The organism is Pseudomonas sp. B19(2017) (assembly GCF_002113165.1).
Classification (GTDB): Bacteria; Pseudomonadota; Gammaproteobacteria; order Pseudomonadales; family Pseudomonadaceae; genus Aquipseudomonas.
Genome location: NZ_NEJR01000002.1, coordinates 489951 through 514357, shown reverse-complemented (window position 1 = coordinate 514357; position 24407 = coordinate 489951). Strand labels below are relative to the sequence as shown.

The following is a 24407-nucleotide window of genomic DNA, read 5'->3' as shown; positions in this document are numbered from 1 at the left end:
GTCGTGTGAAATGAGTAACCCGATTCAAGTGCCCAGGATCGCCGATCAAGGTACTGAAGATGTTGATACCGTCGAGACGAACGAGTGGCTGGATGCCCTGGAGGGCGTAGCACGCACCGAGGGCAGTGGGAGGGTGGAATTCCTGCTGCAACGCCTGGCCGAGCATGCCGGCCACCTGGGGGCTCGAATCGCTGCCAACCCATACTCGCTTTACCAGAACACCATCGCCGTGGAACAGCAACCGGAGTACCCCGGTGATCTGGCGATGGAAGAGCGCATTACCTCGATCATTCGCTGGAACGCGCTGGCCATGGTGGCCAAGGCGAACAAGGCCTATGGGCTGGGCGGCCATATCGCCAGTTACGCCTCTGCCGCGGAAATCTTCGAAGTGGGCTTCAACCATTTCTTCCGTGCCGATACTGCACAAGGCAAAGGCGACCTGGTGTATTTCCAGCCGCATTCCGCGCCAGGTGTCTATGCCCGCGCTTTCCTGGAGGGCCGGCTGGAGCAACAGCAACTCGAGCGTTATCGGCAGGAGGTGGATGGCGGCGGGCTGTGCTCCTATCCCCACCCTTGGCTCATGCCGGACTTCTGGCAGTTTCCGACCGGCTCCATGGGCATCGGCCCGATCAGCGCGATCTATCAGGCCCGCTTCCTGCGCTACCTGCAACACCGTGGCATTGCCTCGACCGAAGGGCGTCATGTGTGGGGGGTATTCGGCGACGGCGAGATGGACGAGCCGGAATCGGTCGCAGCACTGTCGCTTGCCGCACGGGAGAAGCTGGACAATGTCACCTTCGTGATCAACTGCAACCTGCAGCGGCTTGACGGGCCTGTGCGCGGTAACGGGCAAATCATCCAGGAGCTGGAATCGCTGTTCAAGGGTGCTGGCTGGAACGTTATCAAAGTGGTCTGGGGCTCGGGCTGGGATGCCCTGTTCGCCCGGGATCACCACCACGTTCTGCTGCGCCGCCTGGCCAGCACCGTCGATGGTCAGTACCAGGCCCTGGGTGCCAACGATGCAGCCTACAACCTTGCGCATTTCTTCGACCTCGACCCGGAGCTGCACGCGCTGGTCGCTCACATGAGCCCGGCCGAAATCGATGGCCTGCGTCGCGGCGGCCACGATTTTCGCAAGTTGCACGCTGCATTCGACGCAGCGAAGCGCCACAAGGGGCACCCGACGGTCATCCTGGCGAAGACCAAGAAGGGCTTTGGCATGGGCCAGGCCGGCGAATCGCGCAACACCGCGCACCAACAGAAGAAACTGGACGTCGAGGCGCTCAAGGCGTTTCGGGACCGTTTTGCGCTACCGCTGGATGACCAGGCAGTGGAGGAGATGCGCTTTTATCGACCGCACGATGACAGCCCAGAACTGCGCTACTTGCATGCCCGTCGGCAGTCGCTGGGTGGTTACCTGCCTCGACGCACCAGCCTGGCCCCCAGCATCGCGGTACCGCCGCTTGCCGACTATGCGCGGTTCGCCCTGGCCCCTGACGATCGGGAAATCTCCACCACGATGGCTGTGGTCCGGCTCTTCACCAACCTGCTCAAGGACAAGCAGCTCGGCCCACGCATCGTGCCCATCGTGGCCGACGAGGCGCGTACCTTTGGCATGGCCAATCTGTTCCGCCAGGTTGGCATCTATTCACCGGTTGGCCAGCTCTACGAACCGGAAGACGCCGGTGCATTGCTGTACTACAAGGAATCCACCGACGGCCAGTTGCTGGAGGAGGGCATTACCGAAGCCGGTGCTGTCTCTTCGTGGGTCGCCGCAGCGACCTCCTACAGCGTCAACGGCGAGCCGATGCTGCCGTTCTATATCTACTATTCGATGTTCGGTTTCCAGCGCATCGGCGACCTGATCTGGGCGGCTGCCGACCAGCGCGCCCGTGGCTTCCTGATTGGCGCCACCGCTGGCCGCACCACCCTGGCAGGCGAGGGCCTGCAACACCAGGACGGTACCAGCCAGCTCATCGCCTCCACGGTGCCGAACTGCCGCGCCTACGACCCGGCGTTCGCCAGCGAGGCGGCCGTGATCATCGACCATGGCAGCCGACGCATGCTCGAGCAGCAATGCGATGAGTTCTACTACCTGACGGTGACCAACGAGAACTACACCCAGGCCCCGCTGCAGAACAGCGAACACGACGATGTGATCCGTGGCATGCGCCTGTACGGCACGCGCGGAGCCGATGAGCCTGCGGTACGCCTGCTGGGTTCCGGCGCCATCATGCGGGAGGTGATCGCCGCCGCCGATTTGTTGCTGCAGGACTGGGGTATCAGTAGCCAGATCTGGAGTGTCACCAGTTTCTCGGAGCTGGCATGCGATGCTCGCGAGGTAGAGCGCCAGCGCCTTTTCGGCAGCCAGTGCGAAGGGCAGAGCCACTTGCAGCGCTGCCTGCCCGGGCCTGTGCCGGTGGTGGCGGCCAGCGACTACGTGCGTGCTTATGCCCAGTTGATCGCTGCCCATGTCAGCGCGCCGTTCACCGCCCTGGGTACCGATGGCTTTGGCCGGAGTGACACGCGCTCGGCACTGCGTCGCTTCTTCGAGGTTGATCGTCAGCACATTGCCCTGGCGGCATTGGCAGGCATCGATCCTGGCAAGCACGCCGCAGCGCGGCTGCGTTATGGCATCGACGCACACGCCGAGGCACCCTGGAACCGCTGAGTATCTGCAAGCCGGCCAGCGTGCTTGGCCGGCAACCCGCGGGGCCAGCCGGTTGCCCCAGCATTTGGCGTGCTAAAGATTCCATGGAGTCTCCCACAAGATTTGCGCAGCCCTTGAACCTTGCGCGTAATTTGTGGGAGCCCGATTCACCCGCGAACACCGGCAAAGCCGGTGCCATCCGCCGCCTCAGGTTCTATCCGTCGTTACGGTTAAAGCCACGCCTTGATCTGCCTCGACACAGCGTCAGTGGAGATCCCGTATCGGTCATGCAAAGTCGGCAGTGCACCCGCATCGAGAAACGCATCCGGTAGCGCGATCTGGCGGAAGGTGGGTGTGACCCCATTGCGCAGCAGTACGCCCGCCACTGCTTCCCCCAGGCCCCCTATGATCGAATGGTTTTCCGCCGTGACCACCAGGCGGCCAGGCTTGCGTGCCTCGGCGAGGATGGTCTGTTCATCGAGCGGTTTGATGGTAGGCACGTGCAGCACCGACACATCCACGCCGTCCTTTTGCAACTGCTCCGCAGCCTCCAGGGCGCGCATGGTCATGAGGCCACTGGCAATCAACAGCACGTCTCGGCCACCGCGCAGCACCTGTGCCTTGCCCAGCTGGAACTGGTAGTCGTAGCGATCGAGCACCAAGGGTACGTTGCCGCGCAGCAGCCGCATGTAGACCGGACCCTGATGGGCGGCGATCGCTGGCACAGCCTGTTCGATCTCCAGCGCATCGCAGGGGTCGACGATCATCAGGTTGGGCATCGCCCGGAAGATGGCCAGGTCATCCGTGGCCTGGTGGCTAGGGCCATAACCGGTGGTCAGGCCAGGTAGCCCACAGACGATCTTGACGTTGAGGTTCTCTTCTGCGATTGCCATGCAGATGAAGTCATAAGCCCGACGGGAAGCGAACACCGCATAAGTGGTGGCAAAGGGGGTCATGCCTTCCCGTGCCATGCCGGCGGCGGCGCTCATCAGCAATTGTTCGGCCATGCCCATTTGATAGAAGCGCTCGGGGTGGGCTTTGGCGAAGATGTGCAAGTCGGTGTACTTGGACAGGTCGGCACTCAGTCCAACTATATCCTGACGTTGCTCGGCCAGGCTTGCCAAGGCATGGCCGAACGGGGCAGGGCGGGTCGGCTGACCGTCGGCGGCAATCGAGGCGATCATGGCCGAGGTGGTCAGGCGTTTCTTGGGTGAGTTCACAGTGCTCATGCTTGGCTCCCGGCGTCCAGCGCTTTGAGGGCGAGGTCCCATTCGTTTTCATCGACGCGAATGAAGTGCGTCTTGTCGCGGTTTTCCAGGAAAGGCACGCCTTTGCCCATGCGGGTATCGCAGATGATGACGCGCGGTTGTGCCCCGGTGTGGGCGCGGGCCTGGTCGAAGGCGCCGACCAGCGCATCCAGGTCATTGCCGTCCACTCGCTGGACGAACCAGCCAAAGCTTTGCCAGCGGTCGACGATTGGCTCGAAGGCCAGTACCTCACTGGAATGACCATCCGCCTGCTGGTTGTTCACATCGATGATGGCGATCAGGTTGTCCAGCCGCCAATGGCTGGCCGAAATGGCAGCCTCCCAGGTCGAGCCCTCGTTGAGCTCGCCATCGGACAGCAGGTTGTACACCCAGCTGTCCGACCCCTTGCGTTTGAGCCCGAGACAAGCGCCGACGGCGATGCCCAAGCCGTGGCCGAGCGAGCCACCGGTGATCTCCATGCCTGGGGTGTAGGCAGCCATACCGGACATGGGCAAGCGGCTGTCGTCGCTACCGTAGGTTTCAAGCTCCTCCTCGGGGATTACGCCGGCCTCGATCAGTGCGGCATAGAGGGCGATCGCGTAGTGCCCGATGGACAGGTAGAAGCGGTCGCGTTGCTCCCATTCGGGGTTGCCGGGGTCGATGCGCAGCGCATGGAAATACGCTACTGCCAGCAAGTCGGCGGCGCCCAGAGCCTGGCCGACATAGCCCTGGCCCTGGACTTGCCCCATGCGCAATGCGTGGTGGCGGATATTTCGGGCGCGCACAGCCAGCGGCAGCGCCTCAGTGTAGGTAGGCACAGCAGTCATTGAGGTGACTCCTTTATCGAATCAGCGATTGACCAGATGGGCCGGTACTCGCGACACCAGGAAGGCGCCAAACATGAGTACGGCCGTGATGAGATACATGCCGATGGCATTGCTGCCCAAGGTGGTAGTGACCCAGCCGATCAGGTACGGCGAGCAGAAACCGGCGAGGTTGGCAAAACTGTTCACCGCCGCGATGCCTGCTGCCGCCGAGACACCTCCCAGCAACGTGGTGGGCAGCATCCAGAACAGCGAGGAGGCGGACAGCACCCCTGCCGCAGCCAGGCACAGACTGAGGATCGACAGCATCAGGCTGCTGCCCAGTGCTGCGGCGAGGCTCAGGCCAAGTGCGCCGATCAGCATGGGGATCGCCAGGTGCCAGCGGCGTTCACGGTGACGGTCGCCACTGCGCCCGGCCAACAGCATCGCGACAATGGCACATAGGTACGGCAGGCTGGTCAGCAGGCCGATGTGCAAAGGTTCGTTGACGCCGGCATTGCGTACCAGCGTAGGTAGCCAGAACGTGATTGCGTACTGGCCCATCACCACGCAGAAGTAGATACCCGCCAGCAACCAGAGCCGACGGTCGCGGATGAATTCGGCCACCGAGCCGTGGTTCACCTTGTGTTGCTCGTCTTCAGCCAGTTCCTTGCGCACCAGGGCTTTTTCTTCGTCGCTCAACCAATGGGCCTGATCGACGCCATCCTTCAGGTAGCTCAGCACCAGGATGCCCACCAGCACGGTGGGGATGGCTTCGAGCAGGAACATCCACTGCCAGCCCGCCCAGCCGTGCACGCCGGCAAAGCGCTCCATGATCCAGCCCGACAAGGGGCCACCGATCATGCCCGAGAGCGGAATCGCGATGAACCACAGCGCGGTCATCTTCGCCCGGCGGTAAGACGGGAACCAATAGGTCAGGTACAGCAGAAGCCCCGGTGCCAGGCCTGCTTCGGCGATCCCCAGCAAAAAGCGCAGGGTATAGAATTGCCAGGCTGTCTCTACCAGGGCGAACATCGCCGAGATGATGCCCCAGGTGATCATGATGCGAGCGATCCAGCGTCGAGCGCCCACTTTGTGCAGAATGATGTTGCTGGGCACCTCGCAGAGAAAGTAGCCAATGAAGAACATGCCAGCGCCCAGTCCGTAGACCGCTTCGGAAAGGGCAAGGTCGTCCATCATCTGCAGCTTCGCAAAGCCGACATTGACCCTGTCCAGATAGGCGCACAGGTAGCAGAGCATGAGAAAAGGCATCAGTCGCCAGGCCGTTTTACGGTAGGCGCTGCTGCGTGCGGCGGATGCCGCATCGAGCGCTATTGTGGTCATTCGTTCTGATCTCTTGTTGTTATCGAACGCGTGACCTGCGCCGGGTCAGGTGCAGGTCACGATGCACCGGATGCTCAGTGGATCAGCATCCCGCCGTTGACATCCAGGGTGATGCCCGTCAGGTAGCTGGACAGGTCACTGGCCAGGAACAATGCCGCATTGGCGACATCGCGCGCCTCACCCAGGCGGCCCAGCGGGATGCCTTCGATGATGGCGTGACGGCGCTCATCCTGCATGAGGCCACCGGTGATGTCAGTGTGAATCAGGCCTGGCGTGATCGAGTTGACGCGAATATTGTCCGGTCCCAGTTCACGGGCCATCGCCTTGCCCAGACCGAGCACGCCAGCCTTCGCTGCGCTGTAGTGGGGGCCACCGAAGATGCCGCCACCACGTTGGGCAGACACCGACGACATGCAGATGATGCTGCCGGCGCGTTGCGTACGCATGGCTGGGATCACCGCCTGGGACATCAACAATGTGCCACGCAGGTTCACGTTGAGAATCCGGTCATAGTCAGCCCCGGTGATTTCCAGGGTTTTCACCGGTTGAGTGATACCGGCGTTGTTTACCAGCACGTCGATCCGACCGAATTGCGCGAGTACCTGGGCGATGGCATCACGTACCTGTGCTTCATCGGCAACGTTGGCAGCCAGGCCAAGGTGGCCTTCGCCAAGTGAAGCGGCAGCTTCGGCTGCGGCAGTAGCGTCCAGGTCGAGGATGGCGACTCTGGCGCCTTGGTCGGCAAACGCCTGGGCTGTTGCCCGGCCGATACCTCGGGCAGAGGCCGCGCCGGTGATCACGGCAAATTTTCCTGTTAACAGCATCGAGGTTGCTCCAGATGATTATTGTTGTGAGCGACGGTTCCGGCAGAACCGATAGGCACAGCTTCGTCCCGGACAGCACCCCGAGCAACGCTGCCTCTTTCACCCGGTGCTGAAAAAAATTCAGCCCTCGACTTGTGCCTGGGGCTTACAGGAAGGTAAAAGCCTTGGTACCGCTGCGCATCCTTCAGGAATGGCCATGAGCCTGGACAACCTTCGAAAACTTCCTCAGCTCCCTTCCCTGAAAGCAATTCAGGCCTTCGAGCAAGTTGCGCGTTTCGCCAACGTTGCACGTGCCGCTGAGCAGTTGAACCTCACACCCTCTGCGGTGAGCCACCAGATTGCCAACCTGGAAGCCTTGATCGGTCGCCCACTGTTCATTCGCGAGGCACGTGGTGTTGCGCTGACCCCGGCAGGCGAGCAGTACCTGCGCGAGGTGTCGGGCATATTGCAGAGCCTGGCTACTGCCACCGAGCGCGCTGGCAACTCGGTGGGCTTCGATTGCCTGCGGCTTCATTCCGCGCCTAGCTTCGGCCTACTCTGGTTGCTGCCGCGCCTGGACCATTTTCGTAACAGTCACCCGCAAATCCAGATCAACCTGTCGTGCTCCTACGAGTCGCTGCACTTCGGCCGCCATCAGATCGACCTGGATATCCGTCATGGTTACCCCAACTGGCCCAGCCTGGAAGTGCGCACCATCCGGCATGAACGTGCAACGGTGCTGGCCTCGCCACAGCTTCTAGCGCGTACACCTGTCAGGCAGCCCAGCGACCTGCTGGGGCAGAACCTGATCCTGTCGGAAGCCGCGTTGGTGCAATGGCCCCAGTGGTTCGCCCAGCAAGGTGTGGCGTTGCCACAAAACCCTTATGCACTGAGCTTCGATCGCTCCTACATGAGCCTGGAGGCCGCCAGCCACGGGTATGGGCTGGCGTTGGAGAGTTCCCTGCTGGCGCAGGACTATATCGCCCGAGGCGAGTTGGTACCGGTATTTGCAGAAGACCTGGCGACGCCCGTCAGTGCCCACCACCTGGTCTTTCCTCGAGGCCATGCTGAAACTCGCAGGGTTCGACAATTCCTTGAATGGGTGCAGGGCCAGCTAGGCCACGATTTCAATTACTGAGCGCAGTCCGCACGACAGACTGTTGGAGGCACCAAGGTATACAGGCACCGCGAAGCACCATTGAATGGTGTTGCTTAAAAGGTCTCAAGTAGTTCGAAATATGACTTGGACGGTCTTGGTGGGTGGCGCATAGCATTGCAGCCACTGGAGTTCACAACCGACTCCCTCATCAGGAAAATGCACATGAACCTCAAATCCCTTATCGCCAACCCGCTGGGCTTCGGTACCGCCCCACTGGGCAACATGTTCCGCAATGTGCCTGAAGACGAAGTGCAGGCTACCGTCGATACCGCCTGGAACAACGGCGTGCGCTACTTCGACAGCGCGCCGTTCTATGGTGCCGGCCTCTCCGAAAGCCGCCTGGGCAATGCCCTGGCCGGTCGCCCGCGTGACGAATACGTGCTCAGCACCAAGATCGGCCGCATCATCCTCGACGAACTGGAAGACCCGGCGGCCCGTGAACTGGGCGAGAAGAGCGGTCTGTTCGAGCACGGCAACCGCAACCGCATCGTCAACGACTACAGCGCTGACGCCACCCTGCGCTCCATCGAAGACAGCCTGCGCCGGCTGAAGACCGACCGCCTGGACATTGTCTGGATCCACGACATCGCCCAGGACTTCTACGGTGACGAATGGCTGAGCCAGTTCGAAGTTGCCCGCACTGGTGCGTTTCGCGTGCTCTCTCGGTTGCGCGAGGAAGGCGTGATCAAGGCCTGGGGCCTGGGTGTGAACCGCGTCGAGCCGATCGAACTGACCCTCGACCTGGACGAGCCGCGCCCCGACGGCTTCCTGCTCGCCGGGCGCTACTCGCTGCTGGACCATGATCGCGCACTGCAACGCGTCATGCCGCAAGCAGTGGAGCAGGGTGTCGGCATTGTCGTGGGTGGCCCGTACAGCTCGGGTGTCACCGCCGGCGGCGAGCACTTCGAGTACCAGAAGGCCACCCAGGCGGTGCTGGCCAAGCTCGAGCGCATCCGTGCCGTGGCCCGTGCCCATGGTGTGGATGTGAAGGCGGCCGCCCTGCAGTTCGCCCTGGCCCACCCGGCCGTGGTCTCGGTGATCCCGGGCTCCACCCGCCCTGCGCACGCCAACGAAGACTTCGCCGCCCTGGGCAAGGAAATCCCGATGGCGTTCTGGAACGACCTGCGCCAGCAAGGGCTGATCAACGCCCAGGCCCCGGTACCTGCTGTTTAAAGCGATCTTGCAGGGCCGCATTGCGGTCCTGACTACCCGAATCAATGGGGCCACGCCCCGAGGAGAATCACCATGGCAACTGCACAAGCTTCCATCACCCTGGCAACCGATGCCAACCGCGTCTGGCAACTGATTGGCGGTTTCGACGCGCTACCCGACTGGCTGCCGTTCATCCCCGAAAGCACCCTGAGCGAAGGCGGCCGCGTCCGCACCCTCAAGAGCGTGGCCGGTGACACCATCATCGAGCGCCTGCTGGACTTCAACGAAGCGGGCCGCAGCTACGGCTACACCATTCTCAGCGGCCCGGCGCCAGTACGTGACTACCAGTCGACCCTGCGTGTGGTGGCTGAAGGTAGCGGATCTCGCGTGGAATGGTCCGGTTCGTTCGTGCCGGTGGGTATCAGCGACGCTGAAGCAACTGCGCTGTTCGCTGGGATCTATGAAGATGGCCTGGCGGCGCTGAAGAAAGGGCTGGAAGGCTAAGCGGTTTCCTGGAAGGGCTTGCCCGGCGACAGTGTCAGGATTCGAATCCTGAGACGTCGCTGGGGTCCGGCTATCACCCTCCCACGTCGCTGAATCATCCGGGCAACTTGCCGGTTGTCTCGCCGATTTGCAGGCATCAGCGACGCAATACGTCCTACCTCACCCGCAAAATGAAAATGCCTGTCAGTCGAGCTATTTGGGCCCGCTTTGCGGCCCATTGCCGGCAAGCCAGCTTCCACAGGTACTGCACATGGCTTGGGGTCAATGCGGTCGAGGTGGGAGCAACTGTCTTGCTCAATTTCTAAAAGCGGCGCAACCCTGTGGGAGCGGGCATGCCCGCGAACACCGGCGCAGCCGGTGCCAGCCAGCGCGTCGCCTGCTTCGCGGGCTTGCCCGCTCCCACAGGGGACGGCGCTGTCTCGAGGTTCACGCTGTACCTGTGGGAGCTGGCTTGCCGGCGATGGGCTGCAGCCCCAGTAAAGCCTGTGGAAGCCTTAACTGACTGGCATTAGCCTTAAGGGCCTCTTTTTTGCGCCTGAAATTTATACCTTGCGCATTTTTGCCCCGACTCAAGCTGGCGGTTGACCCGTAGCCTCAAAAATATCTTCAGCCATCCTGCACCAGCCTCCAGATCTGCGCGGCGATAGGCGCGCGTGCCCATCGCATCGGCAATTGCCATCAGTTTCTCATCAAGATTGCCCGGTGCGTCTTCAGCATAGTGGCTGCGAATGTATTCCGGGTGATTGTGATGGTGGCGGCTGATGTGGGAGCGGGCGAAAGACCGGACTCAGCGGTAACCCTGAGGCATTGGTGTGCCCTTGGGAAGACGGGTGAGCAAGTTCTTCGTATTCGCAATGGTCCTGACATTCTGTGCCTGGAGCATCGCGAGAGTTCGGCCTTGTTGCGCCTGGCGCCTGGGTGGCAGGGCCTGTTGGTTCTACGTCCGGGGTTGCAAGTGCTCAGTGGGAGTGCCTGGGTGCTCCCGATGTCGCAAATGAGTCTTTTCAAATTGCAGTTTTTTATCGATCAGGGGGGCGAGCCAGGGATGCGACCTGTTGGAAGCGAGCCCTGGGCCGTACTGAGCGAAGATCGTAGTCAGGGTCGAGCGGCCCCGGGGCTGGAGTCCTGGTATCTCACCCTGGCGCTGCAAGGTGACGAGGCCTATCGAGCTTTCGCCTGTCACTTGCGCAGTAGTGAGAGTTATCAGCTGCTCGGTTTTTTGCTGGAACAAGGTTCGGGCAGGGAAAAGCTCCAGGATCTTGCGGTGCGGTATGGCGTATCAGTCTCGCATTTCAGAAGGCTTTGCCGTCAGGCACTGGGTGGTGCTGCCAAGTCCGAGTTACGTGGGTGGCGTACGGCCCGGGCGCTTCTGAGCATGGCTGAAGGTGCGGCGTCCCTGACAGACGTTGCCTTGGAGTTTGGTTATGCCTCCTCCTCGCATTTTTCCAAGGAGATTCGAGAGCTGGTCGGAGTGGCGCCGAGTAGTTTGATCGATATAACCCGCCTTTCGAGCGAATCAACTCATGATGGTTAAACGTATTTGTCCGCGAGCGGTGATGCTGGCGCTTTGTTGTGTGTTGCCGATGGCTTCGTCGGTTGCCGCTGTGCGTGCTGAAGAGGGCTATGTGGCTCGCCAGGAGGGCCTGCGTACGTTCTTCGATGCGCTGTCAGCGTCTTTGGACAAGCCGGTCATTCTCAGCAAAGCAGCCGCTCGGCGCACCATCAGTGGCGATTTTTCGATGGTCGCACCGCAGCAGACGCTGGAGCATGTTGTTCGGCAAATGGCGCTGATCTGGTACAGCGATGGTCAGACGTTGTATGTCTATGAGGCGGCCGAGGCGAAAAGCGCCGTTATCTCGCTGAATACCATCACTGTCCAGAAGCTGGAGGCGTTCCTGCGCAGCTCCGGTTTGCGCGATGCCCGCTACCCTCTGCGTCACGATGGCTTGCGGACCTTCTATATTTCTGGTCCGCCGATCTATGTCGACCTGGTGGCACAGGCCGCGCAGTTCATGGACAACCAAAGTGCCGGCTTGCAACTCGGGCAGCAGCGTATTGGCGTTATCAACTTGCGCAACACCTTCGTTGCTGATCGCAAGTACGAGTTGCGCGACCAGAGCATCACGGTACCCGGTATTGCGACGGCTATCGAGACGCTGCTCAAGGGTGAAAACCGTAGTGTCGACGCAGTGATAAACAAGGGCGCTGAAGGGCATCCGGGTGGCATGCCGAGCTTCCCACTGGAGGAGCTGGGTGCCCTCGAATCTGCATCTACCGACAACACGGCGCCGCGGACCATCGCTCGCGATCTGGCAGCAGGCAATATCCGCGTAGTGGCCTACCCCGATACCAACAGCCTGTTGGTCAAGGGGCTCCCGGAGCAGGTGCATTTTATTGAGAACCTTGTCGCTGCGCTCGATGAACCAAAGCGTCATGTCGAGCTTTCCCTGTGGATCATCGACCTGCACAAGGACGATCTCAATGAGTTGGGCGTGGACTGGAAGGGGTCGTTCAAGCTTGGCTCGAAGGTGGCGGCATCGCTGAATGGCGGCTCGCTGAGCACACTGGACAGCTCTTCGTTCATGGCTGCCATTTCAGCGCTGGAAACCGACAATCGCGCACGGGTCGTTTCGCGGCCGGTCGTGCTGACTCAAGAAAATGTTCCGGCGATTTTCGACAACAACCGCACGTTCTACGCACGATTGATCGGTGAGCGCAGTGTTGAACTTGAACACGTCACCTACGGCACCCTGGTCAGTGTCTTGCCACGGATTTCAGCATCCGGAGAAATCGAGATGGCACTCGACATCGAGGACGGCAGTGAGGTCGAGTCGGTCAGGGAGCAGACAGGGACCGACACGCTGCCGACGGTTGGCCGAACGCGCATCAGTACTGTTGCCCGGGTGCCGCGGGGTAAAGGCCTGCTGGTTGGCGGCTTTACCCGTGACGAGACTGGCGAGGTGATCAAGCGTATCCCGGTGCTGGGGCATATTCCTTATCTGGGGCGGGTGTTCAGCTATAGGCAGACCCGTCAATCCAACACGGTCCGGGTGTTCCTGATTCAACCGAAAGAGCTCGATAGCCCGTTGGAACCAGACACGATGCAAATTGGATCGCAGGTGATCGGCAAGGTGACCCGTGACCCGGCCGACCGCGCGGTACTTCGCGTGCTGGAGCGTTGATATGGCCGCTGTTGGCCAAGTGCCGTTGCGCGTGCCGATGTCGCGCCCGCATCAGGTTAGCGAGCCCCAGGCAAGGGTTGCTGAAGGGCCAGAAGATGATGCTACTCCGGCAGCCAGCGTCCAGCGGTTTGTTGAAAACAGCGATGAGATGGCGGCTGCCCTGCGTTCGCAGTTTCGCCGTAGGGGCGATTTCGGCAGCAAGTTCGAAGGCTTGGCGGAAAGCTTCGAGCGGGTCCTGGATGAAGATGTGATTCCCAAGGCCCGGCAGATTCAGTCGTTGGCCAGCCTTGCCGAGCGCAGCGTCGAATGGTTGCTGGCGCAGGCCCGGGGGCTGTTCCCTGATGACAGCGACCTGGTGCTGGTACTGCGCGAACTGTTGCGTGAAAAAGTGATGGCGCAGGCGACTCGCCAGCGCCTGCAGGCGCTACTGCAACAGGTGCTCGATCAGTCGCCACCCAAGCGTTTGAAGGCCGGTATCAATTCGGCACTCAAAGCCAAGATGTTCGGCAAGGCCCTGGCGTTGCGAGCGGCCTTGCTGCGTGACACCTATCGATCGTTCCTGGAGTTTGGTGGCGGGCCTGCCGAGGCCTACGAGGACTGGATAGCCATCTACGGCTACCAGCATCGAGGCCCGGTGCTGGAGTTTATCGAGGCTGCATTACTGACGGACATCGATGCCCAGGACCCCAGCTGTTCGCGCGACGAGTTTGGGCAGTTGCTGAAAAAACTGGGTGATATCAAGCGTCTGCGTTCGGTCGATGTTGTGTTCATCCAGGCGTTGCTCGCAGACGAACTGGTTTGCCGGCATAACGCCAGCGAGCCGGACTGGTTGGTGTTCCTGCTGGGGCTGTTGCAGTTTCCCGACGAGCTCGACCCGTTGCTGTCAGGTGTCTTTGCGGAGCGATTGTTGCTGGTTGCGCATCACGAGCGTGCGCAACTGCTGCAACTGTTGCGGTTGAACTGCCTGGCGTTGCCGCTTCAGCTGTTTGGCGATGACCAGGCATTGGAGCGGATCGCTGAGCAATTCACGCACCTGGCCGACCGTGTGTTTGCCCATGAAACCGTTGAGCGGCATGCCGCGCTGGTAGCTCGCTGCACCGCTTAGTTTTCAAGGTTTGTACTTATCATGTTCGATAAATTTTTGCGCAGCCTCATTTCTCGCCCCGAGCTGCTGATCCTTACGCTGATGGTGATGATCATCGCCATGCTGATCATTCCCTTGCCGACGCCGCTGGTGGATTTTCTGATCGGTCTGAACATCGTCATTGCGATCCTGGTCTTCATGGGCTCGTTCTACATCGAGCGGATCCTGAGTTTTTCCACCTTTCCCGCGCTGTTGTTGATCACCACATTGTTCCGTCTGGCGTTATCGATCAGTACCAGCCGGCTTATCCTGGTGCAGGCTGATGCCGGTGCGATCATCGCGTCTTTCGGTGAGTTCGTGATTGGCGACAGCCTGGTGGTGGGCTTCGTGATTTTCGCGATCGTCACCATCGTGCAGTTCATCGTCATTACCAAGGGGTCGGAGCGCGTAGCGGAAGTGGCGGCGCGGTTTTCCCTCGATGGTATGCCCGGCAAGCAAATGAGTATTGATGGCGATCTCAAGGCCGGTGTCATCGATGCCAAGGAGGCGCGCGAGCGGCGCAGTACGCTAGAGCGCGAAAGCCAGTTGTATGGATCCTTCGATGGCGCCATGAAGTTCATCAAAGGGGACGCGATCGCCGGCATCATCATCATTTTCGTCAATTTTCTTGGCGGGATCGCAATCGGTGTCGGCCAACTGGGCATGGACATGTCCGAGGCACTGTCGACCTACACGTTGCTGACAATCGGTGACGGCCTGGTGGCGCAAATTCCCGCGTTGTTGATCGCCATCGGTGCGGGTTTCATCGTGACCCGTGTCAACGGAGACGAGGCCAACCTGGGGCGCAACATGATGACCCAGCTGCTGGGGCATCCTTTTGTGCTGGGTATTACTGCCTTGCTGGCGGTCGGTGTGGCCATGCTGCCAGGGTTCCCGGTCGCGGTGTTTCTGATTATTGCCAGTGCGCTGCTGGCGTTACTGTTCTTTCGCTACCGGCTGGAAAGGAACACCTTGGGTACTGCCGCCGTCACGCCTTTGGCGAGTGAAAAAAACGATACCGAAAGTGGATTGGGCCTGATCGAGAACGTCGATGACATGGCCACCGAAACCGTTGCCTTGATGCTGCTGGTGCCAAGCGCCCGCGTCGAGGAACTGCGCGCAGCTCAATTATGTGAACGTTTTCGTAGTCAGTTCTTCATCGACTACGGCATCCGCATCCCCCAACCCCAATTGCGCGGTGCCGACTCACTGCCGTTGGGGCAAGTTGCGGTGTTGATCAATGAGGTTCGTGCCGACCAGTTCGATATCCACTTCGATCTGCTGCGTGTTGTCGATTACAAGCCGGAGCTTGAGCATCTAGGTCTGGATATGACTACGGGTGTCGACAGCAACCGGCAAACCAGCGTTTGGGTGCGCAGCAGCGAACGCGAAAAACTGCAGAACCTGGGGCATCAGTTGCGTCCGGCCTACGACGAGTTCTATCGCTGCCTGGTGACCCTGCTGGCGCGCAATATCTCGGAATTTTTCGGCGTACAGGAGAGCAAGGTCCTGCTCGACGAGATGGAAGCGCGCTACCCGGACCTGGTCAAGGAAGTCTATCGCCATGCCTCGGTGCAGAAAGTCGCGGAGTTGCTGCAGCGCCTGGTCGCCGAGCGTATCTCGGTGCGCAACATGAAGCTGATTCTTGAAACGCTGGCGCACTGGGCTTCGCGCGAGAAGGACGTGATTGCCTTGGTCGAGCACGTACGCGGCGGCCTGGCGCGCTACATCAGTAACAAATTTGCCAACGGCAACGACCTGCGCGTGTTGCTGCTCTCGCCGGAGTTCGAGGACGTGGTGCGCAAGGGCATACGTCAGACCTCTGGCGGCAGCTTCCTCAACCTGGAGCCCTCGGCCAGTGAAGACCTGATGGACCGGCTGGCTGTCGGGCTCGATAGCCTGCACATCCCCCAGAAAGACATGGTCATCCTGGCCTCGGTGGATGTGCGGCGCTACATCAAGAAACTGATCGAAGGCCGTTTTCGGGAACTGGACGTGGTTTCGTTTGGCGAAATATCCGATGCCATTTCAGTGAAAGTGATCAAGACCCTTTAGGAGAGTGCGCTATGCAACACTCACTGGAGCGCCGTGCTGCCCACCCGCTGCGTTTGAATGGGCCACTGCTTGAAGCGGCACTGCACAATGTGGTTATCGGCGAAGTGTGCGAGGTGCGTGGCGACTGGCGGGACACTGCGGTGAGCGCTCGAGCGCAGGTGATCGGCTTCAGCCCCGATGCGGTATTGCTCAGCTTGTTGGGTGATGCGCGAGGCTTGTCCCGCGAGTCGCTGATTGTGCCGACCGGTACGCTGCTCAGCCTGCATTGCAGTACTGCCATGCTCGGTAGCGTGATCGACCCTCAGGGGCGGGTAGTCGAACGTTTGGCCCCGGGCGATGCATTCGAGGGGCGCGACTGTGCGGTGGATGCTGCGCCGCCAGCCTACAACCAGCGTCGTCCGGTGAGCCAGCCGATGGCCACCGGCGTACGGGCGATCGATGCCCTGCTCACGTGCGGCATTGGCCAGCGCATCGGCATTTTTGCCGCGGCGGGATCGGGCAAGACTTCATTGATGAACATGCTGATCGCCCACAGCGAAGCGGATGTGTTCGTTATCGGGTTGATCGGTGAGCGGGGGCGGGAGGTTACCGAGTTTGTCGAGGCGTTGCGGCATTCGGATCAATGCACGCGCTGCGTGGTGGTCTACGCGACCTCGGATTTCTCCTCGATTGACCGCTGCAACGCAGCGTTACAGGCAACGGCAATCGCTGAGTATTTCCGTGATCAAGGCCGGCAGGTGGTGCTGATGCTCGACTCCATGAGTCGTTATGCCCGCGCTCGCCGCGACCTTGCGCTGGCGGCGGGGGAAGCGCCGGCGCGGCGCGGTTATCCCGCTTCGGTGTTCGACTCCCTGCCGCGTTTGCTGGAGCGTCCGGGTGTGACCGCCACCGGCAGTATCACCGCGTTCTACACCGTATTGATGGAAAGCGACGATGACCCTGACCCCATTGCCGAGGAGATTCGCTCCATCCTCGATGGGCATATCTACCTGAGCCGCACGTTGGCCGCCAGTGGTCATTTCCCGGCAATCGATGTGCTACGCAGCGCCAGCCGGGTGGCGCATCAGGTTACCGGGCACGCTGTTCAGCAACTGGCGGCGAGTACCCGCAAGGTGTTGGCTCGTCTCGAGGCGCTGCAGGTATTGCTCGATCTGGGGGAGTACCGATCCGGGGAGAATGCGGCTGATGATCAGGCCATGGCCTGTCGCGAAGCGTTGATGGCATGGCTTTGCCAGGATTTGGGTGAGGGATGTGCACCTCAGGCCGCACTGGAGAGCCTGCATGATCTCCTTGGCTAATGTCCGACGCCTGCTGGCGTTCAGCGATCGCCGGCAGCACGAGTGTGAGCGTGGGCTTGATAAGGCCTTACGTGCATTGGTGCCGCTAGAGCGAGAGTTGCAAGCGATCGAGCAGCAGGCTCATGGCCTGAATGAACTCCTGGTAAGTCAGCGTCCCGAGAATCAACGGTTGAGCCATGCGCAGTTGCTGGCGCTGTTGCGACGTCAGGCGGTCATTCGGCGGCAGATCGGTAACCTCGCGCTGGAACGCGTCCGCGTGGTGGGCCAGCACCAGGAGGTGGCGCAAGGGGTCGAGCGTTTGCGACAGCATCGCATGACGCTGCAGCGCAAGCACTTGAAGTACCGGCGTCTGGAGGAGCGTTTGCTGGGCGAGCGTCGTTCACGCCGGTGGCGCGAGGAAGAAAATGATCTTGATGAACTATTGGTGAGTTGCAAATGAGCACAGTGAGACCTCCAGCAGCGGCGCTTCTTCCGGTCATCGATCCTTTGCCCGGCGATGAGCCCGGCCACAAGGCCCCATCGCCGGCCACTGAAGACCGTAATGCACTGGACGAGTTGCCGCAGGGTGCACTTGTGTTGCTGGCGCAATTGCAACCATTGCTCGAACACCCCCTGAAGTTATCGCTGGCAGCGCAGCGTTCGGTGGCTGACACCCGGCTGGCCAACTTCTCGGTGGATCAGACGATGCCTATACCCATGAAGCCGCCACCCGCATCTTCGTCGCCGGCCCTGTTCAATGCTGGGTTGGCGCTGGCTGCCCGCTTGCCGATCGCTGCGCAGGTGCCGCTTCAGGTGCCCGTTGCCAGTGCGCCCGCCACGCCCGACCGGGCTGGCGTCGATGTGCTGACCGAGCAGAAAGCGCCATTGTCGCCTATCCGCTTGCCGATCGCCGTGCACACGCAAGTGCCAGACCGGATCGCCGTTGCCAGCGCGCCTCGGGCCTCCGATCAAGATGTCGCCGATAGGCCGGTCAAGCAGGAAACCCCTCAGGCATTGCCGGCGCAGCCATTGCCTTTGCAGGAAAAGCCATTGTACTTGCACCCCGTGACACGTCTGGCGGTGCCACCCAGGGCGACCCCCCAACCGAACTCAGCCCCTGACCTCAGCACCGCCAAGGGTGCCGGCAACTACCTCCAGGTGCCCTTCAGTAAAGGTAATGCTGTTGGTCTGATCACGGTCAGCAAGGATGGGGCCGAACGCCCTGAGCATTTGCTGCTCAATCCAAGCAGCCCCCTGGTGTTCAGCCATTTGAGCGACAGCCTGGCGCAGGCGCCGGATCCGCGCTGGCGTCTGACTGATCAGCAGGGGCATGAATCTCGCCACGGTCATGAGCAAGAGCGGCCGGATGAGGAAGCCGAAGAGCAGAGCCGGCAAGCGCTGCGAAGGAGAAGTCAGCGGGGAGAGCAGCAGACGTGACAGCCACCCTGTTGTTGCGTGGCGTTGCGTCAGTTGATTATGTGCGACGCCAGGCGGTGGCCCGCTGGCAGCGTGAGGGGCACCCTGTGCGCTTGAGCCAACCGTCGCCACAGACACGTTACATCGCCTTCCGGGCGCAAGGTTGCCACGGTAGCTGGCAAGGCATGATCGGGGCTTGCGAATGGCTGCAGGCCGTGGGGCCGCAATGGTCGCAATGGCTGTATCAGGAGGGCGCGGGCCAGCAGGTTCTGGACCTGTTCTCGGCGGTGAGCCGGCCCGTCGAAATCGCGCCCGACCTGCTGGACTACCAGCGCCTGTTCGAGTGCCGGCTCATTCCGGGGGAAGCATTGCAAGCGGCGGTTCTGCCCTGCATCAGTACGCCCCAGGGCGATTTATGGGTCATGGAAGGGCCGAGCCAGCGCAAGGCGCCGTCGCGCCTGCTGCAGGCCTGGCTGCAGGCATTGCCACTGGCCCTGCGAATCGTGCTCGGCAACAGCGAACTGGCGCGGTTGCCCTCTCGGCAACTGGCGAGGGGCGATGTGCTGGTCATCGCCGAGCAAACCCGACAACTCTTCATGGCCGATGTGTGCATCGGCCGGTTCACCTTTGTCAAGGAAGGTCTGCATATGGAACTCACCATCCCGGATAACCCGTTGCCGAGCAAGCCCTGCGTGCTACCGGAGCTGCCGGTCAAACTTGAATTCGTGCTGGGCGAACTCACCTTGAGCATGGCTGCGCTCAACGAGCTCATCGAGTGCCAGGTTCTGCCGCTGGAGGCTACGGCCGCGAGCAACGTCGAAGTTCGTGTCGGTGGCATGTGTATCGCAGTGGGTGAGCTGGTCCGGCTTGGCGATCGCCTGGGTGTCGAACTGCGTGAGGTGGGGCGGGGCATGGGTAATGAATGACATTTCAATGATCGGGCTGTTGGCAGTGGCTTCGTTGCTGCCATTCCTGATTGCCGCGGGCACCTGTTACATCAAGTTCTCGATCGTCTTCGTGATAGTGCGAAATGCCCTGGGCCTGCAGCAGGTGCCCTCGAACATGACCCTCAACGCCGTTGCGCTGTTGCTGGCGATGTTCGTCATGAGCCCTGTGGTGCAGCAAGGCTATGACTATTACAAGGAAAACCGTGTGGCGTTCACCAGCATCGATGCGGTGGTGGCGTTCCTCGATAACGGTCTGGGCGGCTATCGCGAATACCTGGCCAGGTACACCGACCCGGAGCTTGCACAGTTCTTCGAACGGGCACAGATCACGCGCGAGGACTCCAGGGCTGCCGATGTCGAGTTCGATGAGCAACTGGAACCCTCGTTGTTCGCACTGCTGCCAGCCTATGCACTGAGCGAAATCAAAGCCGCCTTCAAGATCGGTTTCTACCTGTATCTGCCTTTCGTCATTGTCGATCTGGTGGTCTCCAGCATCTTGCTTGCCTTGGGCATGATGATGATGAGCCCGGTGATCATCTCCGTACCTATCAAGCTGGTGCTGTTCGTTGCGCTGGATGGCTGGGCCCTGCTTTCTACCGGGCTGGTCGGGCAATACCTGTCCTTGGCTCAATGAGACGCCGCGATGAATGACCTGGTGTTTGCCGGAAACAAAACCTTGTACCTGATATTGATCCTGGTGGCCTGGCCGATCATCGTCGCCACACTGGTGGGGTTGCTCATCGGTCTGTTTCAGACCGTGACTCAGTTGCAGGAGCAAACCTTGCCCTTCGGCTTCAAACTGCTCGCGGTGTCGGTCTGTCTGTTTCTGCTTTCTGGCTGGTACGGCGAGACGTTGCTGAGCTTCAGCCGGGAAGTCATGCGCCTGGCCCTGAAGTGAATCGCGATGAACCTAAGCCTTTTTTTTGACCTGCATGGCTGGCTGGCCGGTGCGATGATTTGCTTCGCTCGCCTGGCACCGGTGTTCTTCATGTTGCCGTTTCTCAACAGTCGCGCGCTCACCGGCGCACCGCGAAACGCCGTGATCGTGCTGGTTGGCATGGCACTGTGGCCTTATACCGCTGGCACGTTGCCTCGTCTGGACTCGCTTGGCTTCTACGGGTTGCTGCTGCGAGAGGCCGGAGTGGGGGTGATTCTCGGCTGCCTGTTGTCCTGGCCGTTCTGGGTGCTGCACGCCATGGGCAACCTGATTGATAACCAGCGCGGCGCGATGCTCAGCAGCACGGTCGATCCGGCCAACGGCGACGACACCTCGGAGCTGGCCAATTTTCTCCAGCTGTTCGCGGCAGTGATCTACCTGGAGGGCGGAGGCATGAGGTTGCTGGTGGAAACCTTGAGCCGCAGCTACCAACTCTGCTCGCCGGTTTTGGGCTGCGAATTGCGCATCCAGCCGTTGCTCGGGCTGCTCGATCCGTTGATCAGCAAAACGCTGATGATCAGCGCACCGGTGGTGGCGACCTTGTTGCTCAGCGAGGCGCTGCTCGGCCTGCTGGCGCGTTTTGCGCCGCAAATGAACGCATTTTCGGTGTCGCTCACGGTCAAGGGCGCCATCGCGTTGCTGGTGTTGATTCTGTATTTCAGTGCACACCTGCCTGACGAAATACTGCGCATGGCCACCAAGCCGGATCAGCTTGCAGACTGGATCGTCCCGCCGGAGGCCCGCTGAAATGTCCAGCGCCTCGAAAACCGAAAAACCCACGGCGAAGAAGCGTCGCGACGCGGCGAAAAAGGGCCAGACCTTCAAGGCCAAGGATCTCTCCAGTTCCTGCCTGATGCTATGCGCGATCATCTATCTGACGAGCAACGGTAGCTTGCTGGAGGTGATGGAGGTTTATCGACGCATCATTGCCTTGGGTTTCGCCGCCGATCAGCAGCGCTATGCTGCAGAGCTCGGGGTGCTGATGCTCAAGGTCGTGGCGCCGCTGATCGTTGTGTGCTTTCTCGCCAGCGCCTTGCCCACGTTGTTGCAGACCGGTCTGGCCATTGCCAGCGAGGCCCTGAAGCTGAACTTTGGAGCACTGAACCCGATTAACGGTTTCAAAAAACTGTTCAGTCTCAGAACACTGAAGGATGCCGTTAAAGCCTTGTTGTATCTGGGTAGTTTCGTGATCGCATTCTGGATGGTCTGGCTGACTCAGCGGCATTTACTGTTTGCGCAACTGTATGCGCAACCTGTCGACCTGTTTCCGATCTGGGCTCATTTGTTGCTGGTGCTGGTGCTGGCGTTTCTGGGCTGCATATTGTTGGTCGTCATGCTCGATGCGCTGTGCGAGTACTGGCTGTACATCAAGGATCTGAAGATGGACAAGCAGTCGGTCAAGCGTGAACACAAGGAGCAGGACGGCAATCCGGAAATCAAGGGGCGGCGGCGCGAACTGCACCAGGAGCTGTTATCCGAACAGGTCAAATCCGACATTCGTGGTTCGCGAGTGATTGTCGCCAATCCCACGCACATCGCCGTGGGGATCTACTTCCGGCCGGAAGTCACCGTGATGCCGTTTATCTCACTGATGGAAACCAACCAGCGGGCATTGGCGGTGCGCAAGTACGCGGCTGAAGTAGGCGTGCCGGTGATCAGTGACATTGCCCTGGCCAGACGCATCTTCAAGACCCATCAGCGCTACACCTTTATCCAGATGCAGGAAATCGAAAGCGTTCTGCGACTGCTGGTCTGGCTCGAGCAAGTCGAGCAGGCCTGATGGGTTCCCTGCGAAATCGCTTGCAGGAATGAGCGACTCACGAACACCACGATGAGCGTTTTGTGACGGCGCCCTTTGCCCTCAGCTGGCTCAATAGCGTTGTCAGCACCGCTGAAGAAACATTCAGGAGTAATTAGTCATGAGCCGTCGAAAACACACGGAACAGGAAGAGGACCGGATTGCCGAGCAGGTGATGCAAGCCGTACTTGATGGTGCATCGCTCAAGGATCTGCGCGGGGTCAGTACCGAGCAGATGGATAGCCTTTACGCCTTTGCCTATGAGTTCTATGAGCAAGGGCGCCTGGACGATGCGGAAAAATTTTTCCATTTCCTGTGTATCTACGACTTCTACAACGCGCAGTACTGGATGGGCCTGGCGGCGGTGCATCAGCTCAAGCAGAACTATCAGAAAGCGGTTGATCTGTATGCGGTGGCTTTTGCCCAGGGCAAGCATGATTACCGGCCAATGCTCTATACCGGCCAATGCCAGCTTGCGCTGGGAAAACCCGGCAAGGCCAAGTTGTGTTTTGAGTATGTCATCGAGCGCGTGCATGAGCCGGGTATGCGGGAGCAGGCCCAGGCTTACCTGAATGCGTTAAGCAATGTCGACGCCGACCATTCGGAGGAACAGTTGTAATGGATATCAGGGCTTTGTACTCACGTATATCCCCAGAAACACTTGCCAGTCGGGCCGACTCGCAAAGCTATGCCAACGCGGCGAGTAAAGCGGCGAACACCAAGGCCTATCAGCGCGCTGCCGATATCGCACTGGCCAACCTGCAAGGTGTGAACTACGCCGGTCAGTCGCAAGGTGGTAATGCTGCTGCATCGGGTAGGCCGGTTCTGGCTTTGCCAGCGTCAGGTGCCAAGCGTGCGGAAAAGGGTTCTGAAGACACGTTCACCAAGTTGATTGCCTCGCTCATCAACTTGTTGGGTGACGTCAGCATGAAGTCGACCAAGACGCTCATGGATATCCTTAGGTCAGTAGCCAAGGCCAGCGCTGATGGCAACAAGGCGTTATCAGACAAATATCTGAATGCGGTGGCGGAATTGGAAGCGGCGGTCGCCGCTGCGGGCAAGTCCGCGGAAGAGCTCGAGAAAGCCAAGGCGAACGTCGACAGTGCGCAAAGGGCGCTGGACGATGCCGAATCGGCTCTGGAGCAAACCGAGCCGGGTACTTCCGAGCATGCCAAAGCCCTGGCAGCCCGCGATCTGGCACAAGGCAAGTTGACCGGTGCCCAACAACATCTGGGCAAGGCCAAATTGGAACATCAGGCCGCAGTCAAGGAAGCGGGTGAGGCTGGCAAAGGACTCCATCTTCCACCCAAGGAGTTGCATGTACTTCGGCTACTGTTGGGGGCGGCGGGCTCGCTGGTTCCGAAGGACTGGCTGCTGGACCAGGTGTGGCGCAACTGCGACGTGGCCGAGGAGTCCCTGACCCGCTGCATTTATGCGCTGCGCAAATTGCTCGGGCGTGAAAATGACTATATCAAGACGGTCTATGGCAAGGGTTATCGCTTTGCAGGGGAGGTCGAGGAACGCGCGGCCCTGCCATCATCGCCGTCATCGGTGCCCTCGTTATTGGTCTTGCCGGTGCTGGCGAAAGTTGAGGCATGTGGCCTGGAAATGCAGCGCGAAGTGGTCCACCAACTGGCCGCCGCGTTCGGTGAAAGTCTTTGTGTGATGCCGGCGGGGCTGACAGCTTTTGCACAAGCTTCAGATGATTGCCTGTCGATAGTTGAAAGGATGATGCCTGATTATTATCTCTGCGTTCATTGTATCGCTGGGGCGGGCTGCTGGGCCTTGGCGGTCGAGTTGGTTCGTGGGCGCAATCATGCACTGCTGCACAGTGAAACGCTGGTGCCGAGCGGTGGGCGGGAAGAAGCATTGCAACGTTTGATTGCTCTGGTGGCACAGCGTGTGCCGGGCTTGCGTGCGACGTCATGGCAGTGTGGCTCTTATCCCCTGGCGCAGTCCAGTCTGAGCGGTTTGCTGATCGTGCCTCAGAACGTGTGTAACTGATCAGGG

Annotated in this window: 23 protein-coding genes; 18 read left to right on the top strand and 5 right to left on the bottom strand. The window is 60.5% G+C overall.

What is annotated here, in order from left to right; all coding sequences use genetic code 11:
• Positions 1–10 precede the first annotated feature (10 nt).
• Positions 11–2671: an alpha-ketoglutarate dehydrogenase gene (gene mdeB / locus CAF70_RS05530; protein WP_085621859.1), complete on the top strand. Its 2661-nt coding sequence runs from the start codon at positions 11–13 to the stop codon at positions 2669–2671.
• A 209-nt stretch (positions 2672–2880) separates the two neighbouring features.
• Here mdeB and CAF70_RS05525 read toward each other — a convergent pair whose 3' ends face one another.
• The 4 genes from CAF70_RS05525 to CAF70_RS05510 form a co-directional block, all read right to left on the bottom strand.
• On the bottom strand, positions 2881–3879 hold the full coding sequence (locus tag CAF70_RS05525) for a transketolase family protein (protein WP_015271019.1): 999 nt from the start codon (positions 3877–3879) through the stop codon (positions 2881–2883).
• Entirely contained in the window at positions 3876–4724 is an 849-nt protein-coding gene (locus CAF70_RS05520) for a transketolase (protein WP_085621860.1), read from the bottom strand. Before CAF70_RS05520 ends, CAF70_RS05525 begins: the two co-directional genes overlap by 4 nt.
• A 21-nt stretch (positions 4725–4745) precedes the next feature.
• Positions 4746–6044, bottom strand: a complete 1299-nt coding sequence (locus CAF70_RS05515; protein WP_085621861.1) for an MFS transporter — start codon at positions 6042–6044, stop codon at positions 4746–4748.
• A 74-nt stretch (positions 6045–6118) separates the two neighbouring features.
• Entirely contained in the window at positions 6119–6868 is a 750-nt protein-coding gene (locus CAF70_RS05510; RefSeq protein ID WP_085621862.1) for an SDR family NAD(P)-dependent oxidoreductase, read from the bottom strand.
• A gap of 196 nt (positions 6869–7064) precedes the next feature.
• On the opposite strand from CAF70_RS05510, the gene CAF70_RS05505 reads away from it, so the two are divergent.
• From CAF70_RS05505 to CAF70_RS05495, 3 genes are all read left to right on the top strand, one after another.
• Complete coding sequence (locus CAF70_RS05505; RefSeq protein ID WP_085621863.1) at positions 7065–7985, top strand: LysR substrate-binding domain-containing protein; 921 nt, start codon at positions 7065–7067, stop codon at positions 7983–7985.
• A gap of 183 nt (positions 7986–8168) precedes the next feature.
• Complete coding sequence (locus tag CAF70_RS05500; RefSeq protein ID WP_085621864.1) at positions 8169–9179, top strand: aldo/keto reductase; 1011 nt, start codon at positions 8169–8171, stop codon at positions 9177–9179.
• 72 nt (positions 9180–9251) lie between these two features.
• Entirely contained in the window at positions 9252–9662 is a 411-nt protein-coding gene (locus tag CAF70_RS05495) for an SRPBCC family protein (RefSeq protein WP_085621865.1), read from the top strand.
• Between the two features lie 514 nt (positions 9663–10176).
• Here the strand turns inward: CAF70_RS05495 and CAF70_RS27565 are convergent.
• Positions 10177–10341 carry a hypothetical protein gene (locus tag CAF70_RS27565; RefSeq protein ID WP_158090308.1) on the bottom strand — a complete coding sequence of 55 codons (165 nt, stop codon included), beginning with the start codon at positions 10339–10341 and terminating at the stop codon, positions 10177–10179.
• A 306-nt stretch (positions 10342–10647) separates the two neighbouring features.
• Between CAF70_RS27565 and CAF70_RS05490 the strand changes: the two genes are divergently transcribed.
• From CAF70_RS05490 to CAF70_RS05425, 14 genes are all read left to right on the top strand, one after another.
• On the top strand, positions 10648–11196 hold the full coding sequence (locus CAF70_RS05490) for a helix-turn-helix domain-containing protein (protein ID WP_371915936.1): 549 nt from the start codon (positions 10648–10650) through the stop codon (positions 11194–11196).
• Positions 11186–12844: a type III secretion system outer membrane ring subunit SctC gene (gene sctC, locus CAF70_RS05485; RefSeq protein ID WP_256573243.1), complete on the top strand. Its 1659-nt coding sequence runs from the start codon at positions 11186–11188 to the stop codon at positions 12842–12844. The genes CAF70_RS05490 and sctC overlap by 11 nt, the downstream gene beginning before the upstream one ends.
• A 1-nt stretch (position 12845) precedes the next feature.
• Complete coding sequence (sctW, locus tag CAF70_RS05480) at positions 12846–13949, top strand: type III secretion system gatekeeper subunit SctW (RefSeq protein WP_085621867.1); 1104 nt, start codon at positions 12846–12848, stop codon at positions 13947–13949.
• Positions 13950–13970: 21 nt separating this feature from the next.
• Positions 13971–16022, top strand: a complete 2052-nt coding sequence (locus CAF70_RS05475; RefSeq protein WP_085621868.1) for an EscV/YscV/HrcV family type III secretion system export apparatus protein — start codon at positions 13971–13973, stop codon at positions 16020–16022.
• 11 nt (positions 16023–16033) lie between these two features.
• On the top strand, positions 16034–17320 hold the full coding sequence (gene sctN / locus CAF70_RS05470) for a type III secretion system ATPase SctN (protein WP_085621869.1): 1287 nt from the start codon (positions 16034–16036) through the stop codon (positions 17318–17320).
• On the top strand, positions 17304–17759 hold the full coding sequence (locus CAF70_RS05465; RefSeq protein WP_085621870.1) for a hypothetical protein: 456 nt from the start codon (positions 17304–17306) through the stop codon (positions 17757–17759). Before sctN ends, CAF70_RS05465 begins: the two co-directional genes overlap by 17 nt.
• Positions 17756–18736, top strand: coding sequence for a hypothetical protein (locus CAF70_RS05460; protein WP_178076354.1), 981 nt, complete (start codon positions 17756–17758; stop codon positions 18734–18736). Before CAF70_RS05465 ends, CAF70_RS05460 begins: the two co-directional genes overlap by 4 nt.
• Positions 18733–19641 (top strand): FliM/FliN family flagellar motor switch protein, encoded by a 909-nt coding sequence (locus CAF70_RS05455; RefSeq protein ID WP_085621871.1) that lies wholly within the window; start codon positions 18733–18735, stop codon positions 19639–19641. Before CAF70_RS05460 ends, CAF70_RS05455 begins: the two co-directional genes overlap by 4 nt.
• Positions 19634–20296, top strand: a complete 663-nt coding sequence (locus CAF70_RS05450) for an EscR/YscR/HrcR family type III secretion system export apparatus protein (RefSeq protein WP_085621872.1) — start codon at positions 19634–19636, stop codon at positions 20294–20296. Before CAF70_RS05455 ends, CAF70_RS05450 begins: the two co-directional genes overlap by 8 nt.
• Positions 20297–20305: 9 nt before the next feature.
• Entirely contained in the window at positions 20306–20560 is a 255-nt protein-coding gene (locus CAF70_RS05445) for an EscS/YscS/HrcS family type III secretion system export apparatus protein (protein ID WP_085621873.1), read from the top strand.
• 6 nt (positions 20561–20566) lie between these two features.
• Complete coding sequence (gene sctT, locus CAF70_RS05440) at positions 20567–21346, top strand: type III secretion system export apparatus subunit SctT (RefSeq protein WP_085621874.1); 780 nt, start codon at positions 20567–20569, stop codon at positions 21344–21346.
• A gap of 1 nt (position 21347) precedes the next feature.
• Entirely contained in the window at positions 21348–22379 is a 1032-nt protein-coding gene (locus tag CAF70_RS05435) for an EscU/YscU/HrcU family type III secretion system export apparatus switch protein (protein WP_085621875.1), read from the top strand.
• 139 nt (positions 22380–22518) lie between these two features.
• Positions 22519–23016, top strand: a complete 498-nt coding sequence (gene sicA / locus CAF70_RS05430) for a type III secretion system translocator chaperone SicA (protein ID WP_085621876.1) — start codon at positions 22519–22521, stop codon at positions 23014–23016.
• Positions 23016–24401: a winged helix-turn-helix domain-containing protein gene (locus CAF70_RS05425; protein WP_085621877.1), complete on the top strand. Its 1386-nt coding sequence runs from the start codon at positions 23016–23018 to the stop codon at positions 24399–24401. The genes sicA and CAF70_RS05425 overlap by 1 nt, the downstream gene beginning before the upstream one ends.
• Positions 24402–24407 lie beyond the last annotated feature (6 nt).

Coding starts and splice junctions, on each gene's coding strand:
- mdeB (WP_085621859.1), top strand. CDS start 11: ATGAGTAACCCGATTCAAGTGCCCAGGATCGCCGATCAAGGTACTGAA.
- CAF70_RS05525 (WP_015271019.1), bottom strand. CDS start 3,879: ATGAGCACTGTGAACTCACCCAAGAAACGCCTGACCACCTCGGCCATG.
- CAF70_RS05520 (WP_085621860.1), bottom strand. CDS start 4,724: ATGACTGCTGTGCCTACCTACACTGAGGCGCTGCCGCTGGCTGTGCGC.
- CAF70_RS05515 (WP_085621861.1), bottom strand. CDS start 6,044: ATGACCACAATAGCGCTCGATGCGGCATCCGCCGCACGCAGCAGCGCC.
- CAF70_RS05510 (WP_085621862.1), bottom strand. CDS start 6,868: ATGCTGTTAACAGGAAAATTTGCCGTGATCACCGGCGCGGCCTCTGCC.
- CAF70_RS05505 (WP_085621863.1), top strand. CDS start 7,065: ATGAGCCTGGACAACCTTCGAAAACTTCCTCAGCTCCCTTCCCTGAAA.
- CAF70_RS05500 (WP_085621864.1), top strand. CDS start 8,169: ATGAACCTCAAATCCCTTATCGCCAACCCGCTGGGCTTCGGTACCGCC.
- CAF70_RS05495 (WP_085621865.1), top strand. CDS start 9,252: ATGGCAACTGCACAAGCTTCCATCACCCTGGCAACCGATGCCAACCGC.
- CAF70_RS27565 (WP_158090308.1), bottom strand. CDS start 10,341: ATGGCAATTGCCGATGCGATGGGCACGCGCGCCTATCGCCGCGCAGAT.
- CAF70_RS05490 (WP_371915936.1), top strand. CDS start 10,648: ATGTCGCAAATGAGTCTTTTCAAATTGCAGTTTTTTATCGATCAGGGG.
- sctC (WP_256573243.1), top strand. CDS start 11,186: ATGATGGTTAAACGTATTTGTCCGCGAGCGGTGATGCTGGCGCTTTGT.
- sctW (WP_085621867.1), top strand. CDS start 12,846: ATGGCCGCTGTTGGCCAAGTGCCGTTGCGCGTGCCGATGTCGCGCCCG.
- CAF70_RS05475 (WP_085621868.1), top strand. CDS start 13,971: ATGTTCGATAAATTTTTGCGCAGCCTCATTTCTCGCCCCGAGCTGCTG.
- sctN (WP_085621869.1), top strand. CDS start 16,034: ATGCAACACTCACTGGAGCGCCGTGCTGCCCACCCGCTGCGTTTGAAT.
- CAF70_RS05465 (WP_085621870.1), top strand. CDS start 17,304: ATGATCTCCTTGGCTAATGTCCGACGCCTGCTGGCGTTCAGCGATCGC.
- CAF70_RS05460 (WP_178076354.1), top strand. CDS start 17,756: ATGAGCACAGTGAGACCTCCAGCAGCGGCGCTTCTTCCGGTCATCGAT.
- CAF70_RS05450 (WP_085621872.1), top strand. CDS start 19,634: ATGAATGACATTTCAATGATCGGGCTGTTGGCAGTGGCTTCGTTGCTG.
- CAF70_RS05445 (WP_085621873.1), top strand. CDS start 20,306: ATGAATGACCTGGTGTTTGCCGGAAACAAAACCTTGTACCTGATATTG.
- sctT (WP_085621874.1), top strand. CDS start 20,567: ATGAACCTAAGCCTTTTTTTTGACCTGCATGGCTGGCTGGCCGGTGCG.
- CAF70_RS05435 (WP_085621875.1), top strand. CDS start 21,348: ATGTCCAGCGCCTCGAAAACCGAAAAACCCACGGCGAAGAAGCGTCGC.
- sicA (WP_085621876.1), top strand. CDS start 22,519: ATGAGCCGTCGAAAACACACGGAACAGGAAGAGGACCGGATTGCCGAG.
- CAF70_RS05425 (WP_085621877.1), top strand. CDS start 23,016: ATGGATATCAGGGCTTTGTACTCACGTATATCCCCAGAAACACTTGCC.